Source organism: Haloactinomyces albus (genome assembly GCF_031458135.1).
GTDB classification, from domain to species: domain Bacteria; phylum Actinomycetota; class Actinomycetes; order Mycobacteriales; family Pseudonocardiaceae; genus Haloactinomyces; species Haloactinomyces albus.
The window spans coordinates 2,820,616-2,836,730 of record NZ_JAVDXW010000001.1 but is presented as its reverse complement, the minus strand read 5'-3'; the positions used below and the strand labels follow the sequence as shown (position 1 = coordinate 2,836,730).

11 protein-coding genes are annotated in these 16,115 nt (G+C 66.2%); 5 read left to right on the top strand and 6 right to left on the bottom strand.

The window, feature by feature from the left end:
* Nucleotides 1-29: 29 nt before the first annotated feature.
* The 4 genes from JOF55_RS13435 to eccCa all read right to left on the bottom strand — a co-directional run bounded on the left by JOF55_RS13435 (nt 30) and on the right by eccCa (nt 6,943).
* Complete coding sequence (locus JOF55_RS13435; protein ID WP_310274097.1) at nt 30-320, bottom strand: WXG100 family type VII secretion target; 291 nt, start codon at nt 318-320, stop codon at nt 30-32.
* A gap of 99 nt (nt 321-419) precedes the next feature.
* Nucleotides 420-731, bottom strand: coding sequence for a WXG100 family type VII secretion target (locus JOF55_RS13430; protein ID WP_310274094.1), 312 nt, complete (start codon nt 729-731; stop codon nt 420-422).
* Between the two features lie 195 nt (nt 732-926).
* Nucleotides 927-2,777, bottom strand: a complete 1,851-nt coding sequence (locus JOF55_RS13425) for a type VII secretion-associated protein (RefSeq protein WP_310274092.1) — start codon at nt 2,775-2,777, stop codon at nt 927-929.
* Nucleotides 2,778-2,911: 134 nt separating this feature from the next.
* Nucleotides 2,912-6,943, bottom strand: coding sequence for a type VII secretion protein EccCa (gene eccCa, locus JOF55_RS13420; RefSeq protein WP_310274090.1), 4,032 nt, complete (start codon nt 6,941-6,943; stop codon nt 2,912-2,914).
* A 405-nt stretch (nt 6,944-7,348) separates the two neighbouring features.
* On the opposite strand from eccCa, the gene eccD reads away from it, so the two are divergent.
* Complete coding sequence (gene eccD, locus JOF55_RS13415; RefSeq protein WP_310274088.1) at nt 7,349-8,761, top strand: type VII secretion integral membrane protein EccD; 1,413 nt, start codon at nt 7,349-7,351, stop codon at nt 8,759-8,761.
* Nucleotides 8,762-8,774: 13 nt separating this feature from the next.
* Nucleotides 8,775-10,187: a type VII secretion-associated serine protease mycosin gene (mycP, locus tag JOF55_RS13410; protein WP_310274086.1), complete on the top strand. Its 1,413-nt coding sequence runs from the start codon at nt 8,775-8,777 to the stop codon at nt 10,185-10,187.
* Between the two features lie 114 nt (nt 10,188-10,301).
* Here mycP and eccB read toward each other — a convergent pair whose 3' ends face one another.
* On the bottom strand, nt 10,302-11,903 hold the full coding sequence (gene eccB, locus JOF55_RS13405; protein ID WP_310274084.1) for a type VII secretion protein EccB: 1,602 nt from the start codon (nt 11,901-11,903) through the stop codon (nt 10,302-10,304).
* Between the two features lie 299 nt (nt 11,904-12,202).
* Here eccB and eccE point away from each other — a divergent pair, with 299 nt between their 5' ends.
* The 3 genes from eccE (at nt 12,203) to JOF55_RS13390 (ending at nt 15,170) form a co-directional block, all read left to right on the top strand.
* Nucleotides 12,203-13,384 carry a type VII secretion protein EccE gene (gene eccE, locus JOF55_RS13400; RefSeq protein WP_374727484.1) on the top strand — a complete coding sequence of 394 codons (1,182 nt, stop codon included), beginning with the start codon at nt 12,203-12,205 and terminating at the stop codon, nt 13,382-13,384.
* A complete protein-coding gene (locus JOF55_RS13395) occupies nt 13,381-14,115 on the top strand; it encodes a hypothetical protein (protein WP_310274081.1) in 735 nt (244 codons plus the stop codon). Before eccE ends, JOF55_RS13395 begins: the two co-directional genes overlap by 4 nt.
* A gap of 140 nt (nt 14,116-14,255) precedes the next feature.
* On the top strand, nt 14,256-15,170 hold the full coding sequence (locus JOF55_RS13390; protein WP_310274079.1) for a DUF559 domain-containing protein: 915 nt from the start codon (nt 14,256-14,258) through the stop codon (nt 15,168-15,170).
* Nucleotides 15,171-15,216: 46 nt separating this feature from the next.
* On the opposite strand, the gene JOF55_RS13385 is transcribed toward JOF55_RS13390, so the two are convergent.
* On the bottom strand, nt 15,217-16,047 hold the full coding sequence (locus JOF55_RS13385) for a tRNA pseudouridine synthase A (protein ID WP_374727483.1): 831 nt from the start codon (nt 16,045-16,047) through the stop codon (nt 15,217-15,219).
* Between the last annotated feature and the right edge of the window lie 68 nt (nt 16,048-16,115).

Sequence of the window (16,115 nt, the reverse complement as noted above, 5' to 3'; positions counted from 1 at the left end):
CTCAGCCGCTTCGGCCATGTCGGCCCGTCTCAGCCACCGAACTTGGCAGCGTTCATGCGCTCGCCCTGCTGGTAGGACTCGTTGGCGACCTGGACCGCCGTGCCCATCTTCGCGGTGATCTCCTGCAGGTTCTGCGCTGCCTTGTCCCACTCGGCCTGAGCGGCGTAGTAGGACTCCTGCGCCTGACCCGACCAGGTTTCGATCAGCGGCTTGAGCATCTGCTCGAGCTCGTCGAGCTGCCCCTGGATCTGGTTGGCGGTGCGCTGCAGGCTCTCGGCACCCGCTCCGAGCTGGCCGAAATCTACCTGGATCATACTCATCGTGGATCTCCCCTCGTGTGGTCTTGGTTACATCGCCCCGTGCATGACCGGTGTGGCATGACCGGTGGCAGTGCCGCCGTGGCAGTACGGAGGCAGGACTCAGCCGCCGAGCGCGCCCTCGATCTTGCCCAGCTCCGCGGCCTGCTCCTCGTCGCGCTGGGTGTACTCCCGGCCGGAGGTTCCGATGTTCTCGCCGAGCTCACCGAGCTTGCTGGTGATCGTGTCGGCGTTCTCCCGGAAGTCCATGAACAGACGCTCGAACGTCCGCTTGGCCTGACCTTCCCACGAGGCGATCATCGGCTCGATCTCGCTCTGCAGCTTGTTCACGGCCTGGTCCACATTGTTGCGGACCTCTTCCACCTGGCCGGAAGCCTTCTGCATCAGATCGGCATCGGTACCGAAACTGCTCATCTCGGCTCAACCCCCTTCAGTACGCGGTCGCGGAGATCGGATGATCTTCCGACGCAGAGATTGCCACGTCCGATCCCCCGCTGTCCCGGTTTTCCGGGACAATGGTTGCGGCTGTAAACGCAGCACCACGAAATCGCAGGTGAAAGTAGGATTTGCGGGTGCGAAAAGATTCCCGCACCGCGGCCGGAACACCGCTCACCGCACAGTAAGCGAGCCCACGATCCGTTCGCATGCCGACAGCACGGTCTTCTTTCCGGCCGGTGTGTACTGACATCCGACGCTGATGCGCGCCGTCCCCGCATGCAGGACATACCAGTCCACAGTGGCTTCCGGGCGCCGCTGCCGGTAATGCACGACGTCCCTGTCCGCGAAACGAGCGCGCCCGTCGAAGCCGGAGAACGGCCGACCGGCGGCGACGCGCTTGTCGTACTGTTGACGCAGATCCCGAACGGAGCGCACGCGCTGCTTCTCGACGTTGTACTCGAACTCGCCCTTGCGCACCGAAACCACGTTGCGCTGCGGCTGCCGAACCCGCTGCGGGCTCACTCGCGTCTCCCACAGCTCGGGGTCGCCGCCGCCCTGTTTCCAATCCGCCGGATACGCGAATTCGTAGCCATACCGGGTGACATGCTGCGCCGGTGCCGCATCGGTGCCGCCGCCTGCGACCATCGTCGCCGCGATCGCGCCGACCACCACCACGCAGGCGGCACCGGCGAGCAACGGGACCAGCCGGAAACGGCGCCGCCGCGGCGGGCCCGCCATCACCGGCCGCGTCAGGTCACTGCCTCCGATCACGATCGTCGACGCCCGGCTCAGCGAATCACCCGCCGTGGCCTCCGCGTGCCCGGCCACAGCCGGGGCACCCACCTGCCCGCCCGCCCGGACACCACCATCCGGGCGGGCAGGCACCGCAGGGCCTGCCGGGGTCGACCGGTTCGGTGGCCGCGCAGCACCGGGGGGCGGAAGTCCACCCGTACGTTCCGGTCCCGGCCGCACCGCGCGCAGCGCACCACGGGACACCACCGTCTCCGGCTGGTCCAAAGTGGTCGGGACAATCCCGGTGCGCTCGTGGATCAGTCGGGACACCATCGGTACGCGACTCGATCCCCCGACGAGGAACACACCGGCAAGCTGCCCGGCTGCCACCTGCCCCTCCGGCAGGACGGCCATGACCAGATCCACGGCCTTCGCCAGCGGTTCGGCAATGAGCCGCTCCAGGTCCGACCTGGTGACATGAGCATCGGAAAACGGCGGCGACATGGGCACGTCGGTGTAGCTGTGCCGGGACAGGGTTTCCTTCGCGCCGCGTACGTCCTGCCGGAGAACTCGTCTGCGGCGGCGATCGTCCATCTCCCGCCCCTCGACCAGTTGGCGCCACGCCTGCGGATCGGCGGGCGAGGCGATACCGCCGACGTGTTCGAGCAGTGCCTGATCGATGTCGGCGCCGCCGAAGTTCGGCTCGCCCCGGGTGGCCAGTACCCGAAACGCATGGCCCTGCCTGCGCACCACACTGGCGTCGACCGTGCCACCACCGAGATCGAGCACGGCCAGGGCACCACCATCCGGCAGTCCGTACCCGGCCGAGTGGAACACCGCCGCCCCCACGGGCTCGGGCACCAGGGCGGTCTCCCGGGCCAAACCGGTAGCCGCGCGGTGCAGTCGTCCGGTCCGCGGTGAACCCCAGTCGGCCGGATGGGTCAGGACCAGCAGATCGACAGCCGCTCCACCGGCGTAGCGGCGGGCCTCGCCGACCACGCGCTGCAGCACCGCGCGGATCACCGCATCGACCCGCAGCACGGAACTCCCCAGCAGCAGTTCCCCCTCGTCGATACGACGCTTGGGATGGGGTTCGAAGCGGGCCGGGTCCACGGCAGCCTGCCGCTCCGCCTCCTGCCCGACGAACAGAGTGCCGTCCACGGCGGCGAACACCGCGGACGGCACCAACGGTCGACCGTCGACGACCACCACATGTGGTTCGCCACCATCGACGGAGACGACCGTGCAGGTGCTCGAAGTACCGAAGTCGACCGAGACGTGCAGGGTCACGTACAGCTCCTTTACCGTCGCCGGACTTCCGTTCGGCCGACGCCACCGGCCGGGCACCGGGTCAGCAGCATGATCCGTTTTCCGAGCACCCTAGAGGTACGGGGTGTGCACGCCTCAACAGTTCACCCGGCAAGCTACTCCGGACGGATGAAGGCGGTCTGGACGAGCTCGGGCCCTCCCTTCATGCTGCGACTGACGAGGGTTCCGCGCCCCGGCGGCAGAGTGCGCGACTTGATGTTGCCGACGAGCTGGCCGTCGTCCTTGTTGGCGCTCATCGCCAGGCCCGGAGCCGAGGATTCCCGCATCTTGCCGATGACGGGCTCGAACAGGGCTCGGTTGGCGCCCCCGGAGTTACGGGCCAGCACGACGTGCAGGCCGACGTCGGAGGCCTGCGGGATGTAGTCGGCCAGCGGGGCCAGCGGATTGTTGCCCTGCGGGGCGACCAGTTCGTAGTCGTCGACGATGACGAACAACTCGGGACCGGACCACCAGGAACGGTTCTTGAGCTGCTCCTGCGTCACGTCCGGGCCGGGCAGGCGCTTCTTCAGCGCATTGGTCACCTCGCCGACATTGCTCTTGAGCTGGTCGGCCGACACGGAGTACTCGAGCAGGTGCTTGGTGTCGAGGAAACCGAGCATCGTGCGCCGGTAGTCCACCAGCAGGATCAACGCCTCCTGCGGTGTGTAGCGCTCGGTGATGCCCCGCACGATCGTGCGCAGCAGCGCGGTCTTGCCCGCCTCCCGTTCGGCGAAGGCGTGGAAGTGCGGCTCGGCCGCGAAATCCAGATACACCGGGTTGAGCCCGTCCTCGTTGATGCCGATCGGCACCAGCTTCGGCTTCGGTTGCTGCTCCACCGAGGGCAACTGCTCGTAGGGCAGCACATCCGGCAGCAACCGCACCTGCGGAGCCGGGCGCCCCTGCCACGAGCTGCGTACCCGGTTGACCAGGTCGGCCACCCCGTCGGACAGGTCCTCGTTGTAGGCCTCCCAGCCCTCCCGGTCGGCCAGGTTCTCACTGTCCACCCGAGGCAGAGCCGTCAAAAAGTGCAGGTTGCTCGGGTGCAGGCCCCGACCCGGCCGTCCGGAGGGGACGTTCACAGCCACCTTGCGGTCGATCTCGGACTCGCTGGCATCACCCAACCGCAACTCGAAACGAGTCCCTATCAGGTCCTTCAGCGCAGGCCGGATCTCGGCCCACCGGTTGCCCGAGACGAACACGTGAATGCCGAACGTCAGACCCTGTGCGGCCAGGTTGAGCACGTCCTGTTCCAACGACTCGAACTCGTTGCGGAAGGCGCCCCACCCGTCCACGATCAGGAACACGTCCCCGTAGGCGTCATTGGTGATCTCCCCGCGACGCTTGCGGTTGCGGAAATCCCCCATCGAGTCGATGCCCATCTCCTGGAACCGGGCCTCGCGCTCGGACAGCAGTGCCTTCAGCTCCGCGATCGTGCGCCGCACCGTGTCCGGATCACGGCGCCCGCCGAAACCACCCACATGCGGCAGTGTCTGCAGCGCCGCCATCGATCCACCACCGAGGTCGATGCAGTAGAACTGCACCTCCTGCGGAGTGTGCGTCAACGCCATCGAGGTGATCAACGTCCGGAACAGGTTCGACTTGCCCGACTGTGGTCCCCCGACGACGGCACCGTGCCCGTTGGCACCGCCCAGGTCCACCACCATGTGGTCCTGGCGCTGCTGATAGGGCATGTCGATGATGCCCACCGGAACCTGCAACCGGCCCGCTCCGGCATATCCGGCCGAGGCATAGCCCCGGTCGTCGGTGACCGACAACGGCGGCAACAGTGTGTCCAACGTCGGAGGCGCGTCCAGCGGCGGCAACCACACCTGGTGCGCGGGCGGGCCCTGTCCCTGAACCTTGTCGATGATGATCTGGAAGTCCGTCGGGGCGAGCTTGTCCTCCTCGGCCTCCTTGGGCTCCGGTGCCTGCTCGACGGCGGCAGGCTGCTCCGGTTCCTGGGGGAGTTCGACATGATCGGGCACGAAGAAACGGGGGCGCTTGGCTCCGGTCACCGGCGAGGCGGCCACGGTCCGGCGCCGCCCGGTGCCCTGGTGCACGTGCCCCGACACGTAGGCGGCGCGGAAACGCTCCATGCCGTTCGGGTGCTTGAGGTAGCCGTGACCGCCGGTGGCGGGCAGGTCTCCTGCGTCGGGAACACCGATCGCCGCACGGGACTCCGCCGCATTGAAGGTCTTCAACCCGATCCGATAGGACAGGTGCGAGTCGAGACCACGCAGCTTGCCCTCCTCCAGGCGCTGTGAGGCCAGCAGCAGATGCACCTGCAGTGACCGGCCGAGGCGTCCGATCATGGTGAACAGTTCGGCGAAGTCCGGCTTGGTGCTCAGCAACTCGGAGAACTCGTCGACCACGACGAACAGCGCGGGCAACGGCGCCAGGTCCTCTCCGGCCTGGCGCCTCTCCTCGTAATCCCAGACGTTCTTGGCCCCCGCCTTGTTCAGCTCCTCCTGACGCCGGTTCATCTCACCGGCCAGCGCATCCTGCATCCGATCGACCTGAGTGAGGTCATCGGCGAGGTTGGTGATCGTGGCCGAAACGTGCGGCGCCTTCTCGAAGCCGTTGAACGTGGCACCACCCTTGAAGTCGACCAGCACGAAGTTCAGCGCCGTCGAGGAGTGCGTGGCCAGCAGCCCGAGCACGATGGTGCGCAGGAACTCCGACTTCCCCGAACCGGTCGCACCGATGCACAGGCCGTGCGGGCCCATCCCACCGGAAGCGGTCTCCTTGATGTCCAGCGAGACGATGTCACCGTACTCACCCGGACCGATCGCGACGCTGTAGCGCTCCGGGATCGGGCGGGGCCGCCATGCCTCGTTGAGGTCGAAGGTCATCGGATCGCCGGTGAGCCCGAGCTGCTCCAGGTAGTTCTGCTGGGTCGTCAGCGGTTCCTGCCCACCACTGTCGACCTCGGCCTGTCCGCCACTCGCGACGCGGTACGGCGAGAGCTGCCGGGCCAGCGCGGTGACCTCCTCCTCGGTCATCGAGTCCGGCGTGCCGAACCACTCGACGTTGTTGCCGCTGCGCGCACCGATCCGGTCGGGTTCGACGACCATGCGCATACCGCGGCGGCTGGTGAGCGGCCCCAGCGCATCCGAAAGGTCGATCAGTGTCACACCGGCCAGGCCGCCCTCCATGAGGATCTGCTCCTCGCGGCTGATCTCCGCGTCGTCGAGCACGATCACGATGTGCGGCCCCTCCGGCGGAGGGCTGTTGCGGTTGAATCGGGAACGCTCATCGAGCTGCTCGGCCAGCATCTCCTCGATCGCGCGCAGCGACCCCGCCATGAGGCGCTGCTGACCGATGCCGTCGGTCTCGGTGGGGTGCTGGGTGTGCGGCAACCACTTGGCCCAGTCCCACTCCACGCGGGAACGGCCACCACTTGCCACCGCGATGATGACGTCGTCGGGGGTGTGGAAGGTGGCCAACTGGCCGATCATCGCGCGCACCAGGCCCCGGCACATCTCGCGCTCGCCCTGCAGGCCCACGGCGGCGAACCCGCGCAGCGAAGTTGCGACGGGCAACCCGGACACGAGCGAATGCGCGCGCACGAACCGGCGCAACGCCAGCGTGGTGATCGGCTCCAACTCGTCGACCGGACCCGTCTGCGGTGGCACGAGGCGGGTCTCCAGCCGCTGCGAGCCGATTCCCACCCGTATCTGGCAGAAATCGTTGTCGCCGGACCTGCGCTCCCACATCCGGCGGCTCGTCGCGATGGACCACAACGTCCGCGGCTCGGGATGGACCCAGCTCCGCGCCAGCCGCTGCTCGTCGGCGGCCTCCCGTGCCCGATCGCGCATCTGGCCGAGGTAGCGCAGGTAGTCCTTGCGGTCCTCGTTCATCTCGGCCTTGCTCTGGCCACCGCCCTGGTTGCCACCGGCCATCATCCCGATGGTGGACACCAGCATCATCATCGGCATCATCATCATCATCGGGTTGTCCCTGGCCCGCTGAAGCATGAATACCATCATTCCCAGCGAGGCGACGATCATGACGGCCGGAAGGAACTTCTGGACGATGTTGCCCGGCACGGCCCGCGGAATTTCGGGGGGCGGTTCGAGATGGACCTCCCCGCCCGGTGGCTTCGGGGCGGCCATGCGTGGCGTTCGCTTGAACTGCAGCGTGCTCACCGGACGCAGCACCCTTCCGTATCGTGCCGGTCTGACTGAAAGACCCGGCTTGGATGATCTGGTTTGGACTTCTCACCGAGGCAGTCCGGTGTGGACTTCCCACGCACCGGAGGTCGGCTTGCAAGCAGCATTCTGTCCTGTCCGCAACACCGGAAGTGCACGGGTGGGACCGATCGACGCGTGCCGTGGCCGACAGAATCGGAATCGGTCACCAACGAGTTCGACCAAAACCCGCCCCCGGTGCCGACCGGTGCGGCCATACTAGGGGTGCTCGGCGGCCGGGTGGGGCGTTTTGAAGGAAAATCTCCTCGCTGGTTGGATCGAGCCGACCTCACGAGTGGTCGACGCAGGACAACGAATGCACGACAACGAGTAAACGAGAACAAAAGGGAGTAGGGGGCCCAAGTGGCGACCGGGACCACGGTGTTCAGCCGCGTCACAGTGGTGGCACCGAAAACTCGCATCGACCTGGCGCTGCCTGCTGACGTCTCGGTGGCTGATCTGCTACCGATGCTGCTGGACATGGCTCATGAAGCCTCTCCGGACGGCGGGGCGCGGCACGGTGGCTGGTGCTTGGCGAAACTGGCCGACGCGGAACTGGATCCCAGCCAGACGCTGGCATCGCTGGGCATCGTCGATGGCGATATGCTGCAGTTGCGACGCAAGTCCGACGATCCGCCACCACCGTTGTACGACGATGTCGTCGACGCTCTCGCGGAAGCCGAGCCGGGCAGCTACCGCCCGTGGACCAAGGAGACCGCAGCCCGAGTCGGTCACACGGCGGGAGCGCTGGCCATGATCGCCTCGGCCGTGGCGCTCGGCCTGGCCGCCGCGCCGGAAAACATCCTGTTCCACGTGGTGGCCGCCGTGTCCGGCCTGGTCATCGCGATCTTCGCCACCGGTATCGGCGCGATCGTGGCCCGGGCCTACGGCGCCGCCACAACAGGCACCGTGGTCGCCGCCGCAGGCGGGCTGCCGATGGCGTTCGTGGCGGGACTCAATATCGTCCCCGGGCCGAATCCACGGCCCGCACTGCTGTTGGCCAGCGCGCTGGTGCTGATCTTCGCAGCGGTGTCGATCATGGTGATCGGCGCGGGCATCGTGACCTTCATCGCCGCCGCGACGGTCGCTACCTTCGCCGTCATCGCGTTCATCGTGGCCACCCTGGTGGAGTCGGCGACGGCCGCCGGTGTGGCAGCCGGTGCCGCCGCCGTCGGACTCGCGGGCATCTCGCTGCTGCCGCGGATGACCATCCAGCTGGCCAAGCTGCCACTGCCGCACGTACCGGGCAGTTCCGAGGACCTCAAGGAGGACAACGAATTCCCGGACTACCGGCAGATCAAGCGCCAGTCCGGACTGGCACACCAGTACATGACCGGCATGATCGTGGGATGCGGCGGAACCGCCGCGCTCGGTGCGATCACCGCCGCGACCGCCCCCAACATCTGGGGCGGCCTGCTCGCCGTGGTCGTGTCCGCCGTGCTGCTGCTGCGCGGCAGAAACTACGCCAACGGCAGCCAGGCGCTGGCCCTGCTGCTCAACGGACTGCTCGCGGCTCTGGGAGTGACCACCGGCCTGCTGTTGCCGATGACCACCACTCCCCTGGACAAGCTCACCTGGGTGTTCTGGCCCCTGCTGCTGCTCGGCGGCGCATCGATCATGTTCGGCGTGGTATTCCCGCACCGGCGATTCTCCCCGGTTCAGCGGCGCAGCGTGGACATCCTGGAGGCCATCCTGATCGCGCTGGTCCTGCCGCTGGCGCTGGGAGTGATGGATGTCTACATGACCATCCGCGACCTCAACATCAGCATCTCTTAAGAGGGGAAGCGTGATGCGCTCCACCACATCCCTGCGCCGAGCACTCGCCCTGTCGGCGACAGCCGGGATGCTCGCCCTGTCCGGGCCCGCTCTCCCGGCCGCCGCGCAGCAGGCGGAAGGCGACCGGGAGTTTCAGCCCCCTCCGCGGAATCCGGCCATGCAAGCGCCCTCGGCACCGCTGTCCCCCGTCGGATCCAAATACAAGCAGCAGCAGGCTTGTATGCAGGCCAGCAACGGTGGCCCCACCATCGAACGAGAACCGTGGAGCCAACGGCTCCTCGGCTTCGAACGAGCTCATCGGCAGGGCTGGACGGGTCAAGGCCAGACCATCGCGGTCATCGACACCGGCGTCAATCAGCATCAGCGCCTGCCCGGGTTGACGGACGGCAGCAGCCGGGTGCCGGGAGGAGCCCTGGTCGACTGCGACGGACACGGCACGATCGTGGCGGGCATCATCGCGGCCACGCCGACCGCGGAAACCGGATTTCTCGGGATTGCCCCGAAAAGCACCATCCTGTCCGTTCGTCAGTCCTCCTCCGTCTGGCAGCACCAGCAGAGCGGCGAGCCGATCGGGAACACGAGGACGATGGCGCAGGCGATCAAGTACGCCACCGACCGGGGCGCCGGTGTGATCAACATCTCCCAGGCGTCATGTCAGTCCATGGTGCGAGCAAGCAATCCCGCCGATCAGGGCAACCAAAAGCTGTACAACGCGGTCAGATACGCCTACGAGCAGGGCACCGTCGTCGTCGCGGCAGCGGGCAACACCGGAGGTCAGTGCAAGCAGAACCCACCGGGCAATCCGACGACAGCGGTGCTTCCGGCCTGGTTCGACAAGTACGTGCTGACCGTCGCCTCGGTGAACGAGAGGGGAGCACCCTCGGATTTCACGGTCCCCGGACCATGGGTGGACGTCGCCGCACCCGGTGAAGATCTCATTTCGCTCGACCCCGGCCGGGGAGCGACCGGACTGGCCAATCAGGTCACCCACGGCTCGAACGATCAGGCGCAGCCCATCCAGGGCACCAGTTTCGCCGCGCCGTACGTCTCCGGACTCGCCGCGCTGATCCAGCAGAAATTCGAGGACCTGTCGGTCGGGGAAATCATGGAGCGGATCGAGAAGACCGCCCAGCATCCCGGCGGGACGGACGGCCGCAACGACATCATCGGCTACGGCATGATCAATCCGATGGCGGCGCTCAACGACGTCATCCCGGCCGAGAACGGCCCCGCGGCCGCACCGATCGAACCCCGGCGCCTGGAAGCCCACGTCTTCCCGAGGGAAAACTGGGCGGCCATCGCAGTCGCCTTCGGCGGTGCCGTGGGCGGACTCGGCACCGTGGTCTTCACGGCCTTCCTGATGAACGCGATCCGCAAGGTTCGGTCACGCCGGGCACAGGCACCGGCGTCCCGGCTCCGGTTGTAGCGACTCCGGCCCCACGGCCGTGCGTCCACACCCGACCGAAAAACAACGATCCGCCCGCGCCGTCCACGTATCCACGCGGATGGTGCGGGCGGATCGTTGTCGAGTCCACGCTCGTCAGGTACCCGCGGCGACCGCACCACCGGGCCGGGACTGTTGGCCCTCCTTCGGTGGACGGTTCACACCGCCGCCCTCCTCCAGGGGGATGGAGTCGTAAACGAAGCTGGCCCGTGCCGGGTCCAGGAAAGCACCCTGCGGCAGGATTCCCAGAATCGACGGGGGAGCGTCCTTGATGTCACTACCGCTGTTGATGACGCCCAACCCCTGCGCCGTGGCGATGTCCTTGATGCCGAACACCACTCCGCGATCGGAGACCAGGGAGATCGGGCCACTACCACTGCTGGCTTCGTTCGGGGTGCCGTGCACGACCGCGGCCTTGCCCGGTGGCATGTAGAAGTAGTCCACCCGGGGACCGGCTCCGTCGTACTGCGCCAACTTCACCGGCGCCTTCGTCTGCTTCGTCGGAGACCCGTCGCTGAGCGTCACCGTGATGTGGTGGTTGCCGAATTCGCTCTTCCAACTCAGGCACGACGTATTCGATTCCCGGAAGGTCACCGGCTTCGGTACCTGCGTCGGAAAATGTCCCACAGCAAGAGGGTTCTTCTCCGCTTCGGGCACATCGGTGAGCTCACCGGTGGGAACGGGGATGTCGGTGCTGCTGTCCCGCTTCGCGTGCAGCACCGCAGCGGCACCCGCCGATACCTGCTGCTTACCGTCCGCACGCAACACGAAGAACTGATCGGGCCTGCCGGGAACCACCCGGCTCACCACATCGCCGATTTCGTAGTTGCCCGCCATGTAGGTGGCCGGCCCGCTGCCCAGGTCCGGCACGTTCAACGCAGGCACCTCGGGAATGGCGTTGAGCATGTTCGTGCTGACCGCACGCGGGACGGCACCCCGAAGGCCGTACATCTCCATGATGGCGTCGTCCCGGGTATCGATACGAGCCTTCACCGAACGAATGTGTTCCCGACCCTGCCCGGGAAGAACCTCGACCCGATAGATCAGGTAACGCTGGTCGGTGCTCGGCTCCTGCACGTACAGCGACTGCTTCATCCGCAGTTCCGTCCCATGATGACCGTCACCACCGATGACCGTTGTCTCCACTGTGGTCGCACCCTGGATCCGCGCATCATCGAGTTTGGTGTTGACCTCGCCGACGTCGCAGACCGCCCATGCCGGAGTCGCCGAGTTCTTCGCGTCCGGCAGGAATTCCGGTGCATTCGGCATACCCGTCCGCGGCCCCCGCGGGAAATCCTCCAGCGCCGACTGCTGCACCACCGTCGGCGTGATCTCCTGACCCCGGCCACCACCGCCTTTGGCCATCACCAGCAGCTTCGCCGAAGCCATGTTCAGCATCGGAATCAGCCGCTTGTCCGCGTTGTCGTCCGCGGTGACGACATAGACACTGCCGCTTTCCTTCGCAATCACGACCGAGCCGGGTTTGGGAACCGAACCCTGTCCGCCGAACAAACCCCATACCAGGAACCCGATCATCCCGACGCAGGAGATGATGATCCCTGCGATCGTGGCGCGTTTGTGCGACCCCAACGGATCGTGCAACATGACCGGGTCTCTGCGAGCCAGCGCCGACTCCATTCGACGCAACACGAACTTGTACGCCTGAACCTGTGACTTCGTTGTGGGTGTTGATGCCATTCTTCGCCTACAGCTCTCCCATCCGCGGTACCGTTCAGCAGGGTAGCCGGAGAAGGACACCGCTTGGGCACGGTTCGACCGACTCGGGGCAGTATTCTCTTCGACCGGTTGCCACAACCGACACTCGCCCGCCTCCACCCGGCAATTGCCGCATCTACCTGCGAGGGAGAGAGACCGAACGGATGTCCGTGACCACGCAACATCCGGCTCAGCCGAAAATTCCCGGATCCACCGGACCAGAGCCTGCGCGCATCCGTGCACGCAGGCGCACGACCGGCGCGAGCCTCGGGGCCATTCCGGTGGCCAATATCGTCGTCATCGAAATCGGGCTCACCCTCGGCCTGATCACTGTCGTCATCGACCGGACGCTGTGGCCGGTGGCAGCAGGCATCGCCGGGCTCGCACTGATCCTCGCGATGCTGCGGCGCCGTGGACGCTGGTTCACCCAGTGGTTCGGCCTGGTACTGGAATACAACACCCGCAACCACACCCGGGTGTCCCAGCCGGCCGCTCCCGGGACGGGCGATGGCGGCGACGAGAACGGGGACGGCGTCATCGGTCCCGAGGAGAACCACCGAGTCTCGCTGCTGCGGCTCGCGGTTCCCGATCTGGTGGTCGCACACGGCCAGGACCACGACCGCAACCACATCGGCATGGCCTTCAATGAAGGTAAATGGACAGCCGTACTCATGGTGGAACCCACCCCGTCGCTGATCAACGAGATCGGCAACGCCCCGAGTTTGCCGCTCGGTGCTCTCACGCCATGCTTGGAGGATCGCGGGGTGGTGCTCGATGCGATCCAGGTCATCTGGCACTGCTACCCCGGCAGTGCCGCCCTGCCCTCCACGTCACCGGCACTGAACTCCTACCTCGAAGTACTCGGGCCGACTCCCGCTGCAGCACGCCGGACAACATGGGTCGCAGTGCGGCTCGATCCGCAGCGCTGCGCGAAGGCCGTCGGAGAACGTGGCGGTGGCGTCGTCGGCGCGCACCGCGCCCTGATCGGCGCGCTCTCACGGGTGCGTAACGCACTGGAGCAGCAGGGAGTTTCCACCCGCCCGCTCGACCCCGACGAACTACTGCAAGCGGGAATAACCTCGGCCGAGCTGCAGTCCGTCCTCGGTGCACAGCGCGCGATCGGGCTCAAGGAGCGCTGGGACGGTGTCACCGCGGGCGGCGTCGGACACTCCAGCTACGCGATCACCGGGTGGCCGAACCGGATGAGCGACAGTCTCAACGCACTCACCGGAGTGCGTGCGCTGTCCTCGACGATCGCCATGTCGATCGCTCCGGTCGGCGAGGACAACGAGGTCGGCCTACGTGGACTTGTCCGGGTCAGTGCCCGTACCCCTGGCGAACTCGATGCCGCCGATGAACGACTGAGGACGATCAGCAATCACCTCGGATTGACCTTGACCCCGCTACGCGGTCTGCAACTGGCGGGGTTCACCGCGACACTGCCGTTGGGAGGTGCGGCATGAGCCGAACCCGAACACTGGACACGCCGGGCCGTATGCAGGGAGCCGCACCGGAATTTCTCGTACCGCCCGAAACTCTCGATGCCGTCAGCCCGTCCGGTGACCGCGGTGGCATGATCATCGGTTCGGGCCCGCAGGGAGAACCACTCGGTACTTCCATTCTGCGGCCACAGCCGACTCGTATGGTCACCGTTGGCGGTCTCTACCTCGCACGGCAGATCGCACTGCGCGCCATGGCCACCGGAGCATGGGTGGTCGTGGCGACCGGACGCCCCGCTGCCTGGAAGGTCCTGGAACAGGCTGCCGGGGAAACACCGGACGGGCAGCAGGTACCGCTCGCCCAGATCCGTCGGCTCACTCCCTTCGACCTACCCCGGTCCACAGAGGACGCACCGCTGTTGGTGATTCACGATGGTGGAGCCGTTCCACAAGAACTGTTCCCGCCCCGGTCCGCCTGGCAGACCACGATGTACGTACTGCCCTACCTACATCCTCAGGTCGGCAACGGTCCCGCTGCCAGTACGGCGGAACTCGTATTGTTGCAGCGGCTGCCGCTGAACCAGGCGGAGCTGGCCGGGCGCATCTGGTACCTGCAGCCGCCGCAGATCCAGCAATTGACCATGCTCTCCGACGACGGGGCCATCGCTCTGGGCAACATGGTATGGACACCGATCCAGCTCGTCACCAACAAACGCGAACAGGAGATCCTCGGCCCTGTCCGCCGCGGCGACTGAGCGGTGGTTGCGGCTGGTGCGGCTGGTGCGGGCAATTTCGCGAGAATTTGGCGTTCCTCCGGGTGACGGTCAATTTCTCGCGAAATTTCCACGCTCCATCCACAGTAGCTCAAGTTGTCCACAGGTGGCTCTTCGTCCCGGTGACGGACACCGAAAACTCCAGCATGCTGCGCGGTATGGTATCCGCGAGTACACCCCGTGCTCCCAGCAACATCGCGTTGTTCACCCGCGCTGACGCGCTCGCTGCGGGCTTGAGCGATCGCGATCTTCGCACCTCCATATATCAACGAGTAATCCACGGTGTTTACACTTCCGCGGAACATCCCCTTACGCACGAACTCAAATGCCGCGCCGCTGCTATGACACTGCCCAATGAGGCGATCATCACGGCGCGCTCAGCTGCCACTTTGCATGGCGTCCCCCTCGCAGGCCGCCACGACGATGTGGAAGTTCTCGTCAGCGGGCACAAGTACATGAACCGACGTTCCGGGCTTCGATGCTGGGCCCGCATGAGCAGGGAGGACGAGCATGTCGAGTGGCAGGGCATCCAGGTCGCCTCGCCGTATCGCAGCGCCCTCGACCTTCTTTCGCTATATCCGCTTAAACTGGGCGTGGCGAACTGTGATGCTCTTTTACATGCGGGGTTCATCGAAGAGGACCGACTTGCCCTCTTCCTCACCACACGAAACTACTACGGGATGCGAAAGGCGCGAGCGGCATTCGAGTTGCTCGACGCGCGTGCCGAGTCCGTACCCGAATCCGTGTTACGAATAACGCTGGTACAAAGCGGTCTCGTCCCAACACCCCAAGTCGAGATTCATCATGGAAACGAGTTCGTCGCTCGAGTGGACCTGGCCTATGAGTCGGAGAAGGTCGCTGTGGAGTACGAAGGAGCATGGCACGGTGACCCACAGCAGCACCGACGAGATCAGGTGCGGCTACAGCGGCTGCGCGACTGCGGATGGCACGTCGTCATCGTGACGGCGGAGCGACTTTACCGCGACCCGAGCGGAGTTGCTGACGAAGTACGGACCGTACTCCGTCACCGTCGGTGAGGGCACTTCAGCTGGTGCGGTCAATTTCTCGCGAAATTTTCCAACGTCACTCGAGGGTGCGGACCGCACGGGTATGAGCGGCGCGAGCGGCGAGTTCGTCATCCGCTGGGTAGTCGATATCGAGGAGGGTGAGGCCGTGAGCGGGCGCGACGGCACTCGTACGCACCCCCGACCGCAGGATCTCGGCAGGCCAGCCGGATTCACGTCGACCGTCGCCGACCATCAGCAACGAGCCGACGAGGCTGCGCACCATCGAGTGGCAAAACGCATCAGCGCTGACCCGAGCAACCACCAAGTGTTCCTCGACACGTTCCCACGAGAAGCACTGCAACTCGCGGACGGTTGTCGCACCTTCCCGCTGCTTGCAGAACGCCGCGAAATCCCGAAGCCCCAGCAGTTCCCGAGCCCCGGCATTGAGCCGTTCCACATCGAGTGGCCGGTTCCATCCGAGAGTGTTCCTACGTCGTAACGGATCCACACCCCACGGCGCGTCGGAGACCCGATACAGATAATGCCGTCGCAGCGCGGAGAAACGCGCATCGAATCCTGCGGCAGCAACTCGTGCATTCAGCACTCGCACATCGCCCGGCAGGATGCGGTTCCATCGCGAGCACAACTGCTGCAGGTCCGGAATGCCGGACTCGTCGACGGGCAACCGTCCCCCCTGACCCGGTGCGAACGGAGCCACATCGACGTGCACCGCCTGACGACTCGCATGCACCCCCGAGTCGGTACGTCCCGCCACCACGACGGACCTGGGGGCTTCTCGCCCTGGCGGCTGCTTCCACAGCGCGTCCTCGAGCAGCCCCTGAACCGTGCGCAGTCCCGGCTGCCGTGCCCAACCGTGAAAGTCGGTGCCGTCGTAGGCGATATCCAGACGCAGACGAACGAACCCGCCCTCCGAAGACGGAGCAGCGGGCTCGTTCGTGACGCTATCGCCAGGAG

Excerpts from the sequence above, each read along its gene's own strand:
- JOF55_RS13395 (WP_310274081.1), top strand. The coding sequence starts at position 13,381 with ATGAGCCGAACCCGAACACTGGACACGCCGGGCCGTATGCAGGGAGCC.
- JOF55_RS13430 (WP_310274094.1), bottom strand. The coding sequence starts at position 731 with ATGAGCAGTTTCGGTACCGATGCCGATCTGATGCAGAAGGCTTCCGGC.
- mycP (WP_310274086.1), top strand. The coding sequence starts at position 8,775 with ATGCGCTCCACCACATCCCTGCGCCGAGCACTCGCCCTGTCGGCGACA.
- eccB (WP_310274084.1), bottom strand. The coding sequence starts at position 11,903 with ATGGCATCAACACCCACAACGAAGTCACAGGTTCAGGCGTACAAGTTC.
- JOF55_RS13435 (WP_310274097.1), bottom strand. The coding sequence starts at position 320 with ATGAGTATGATCCAGGTAGATTTCGGCCAGCTCGGAGCGGGTGCCGAG.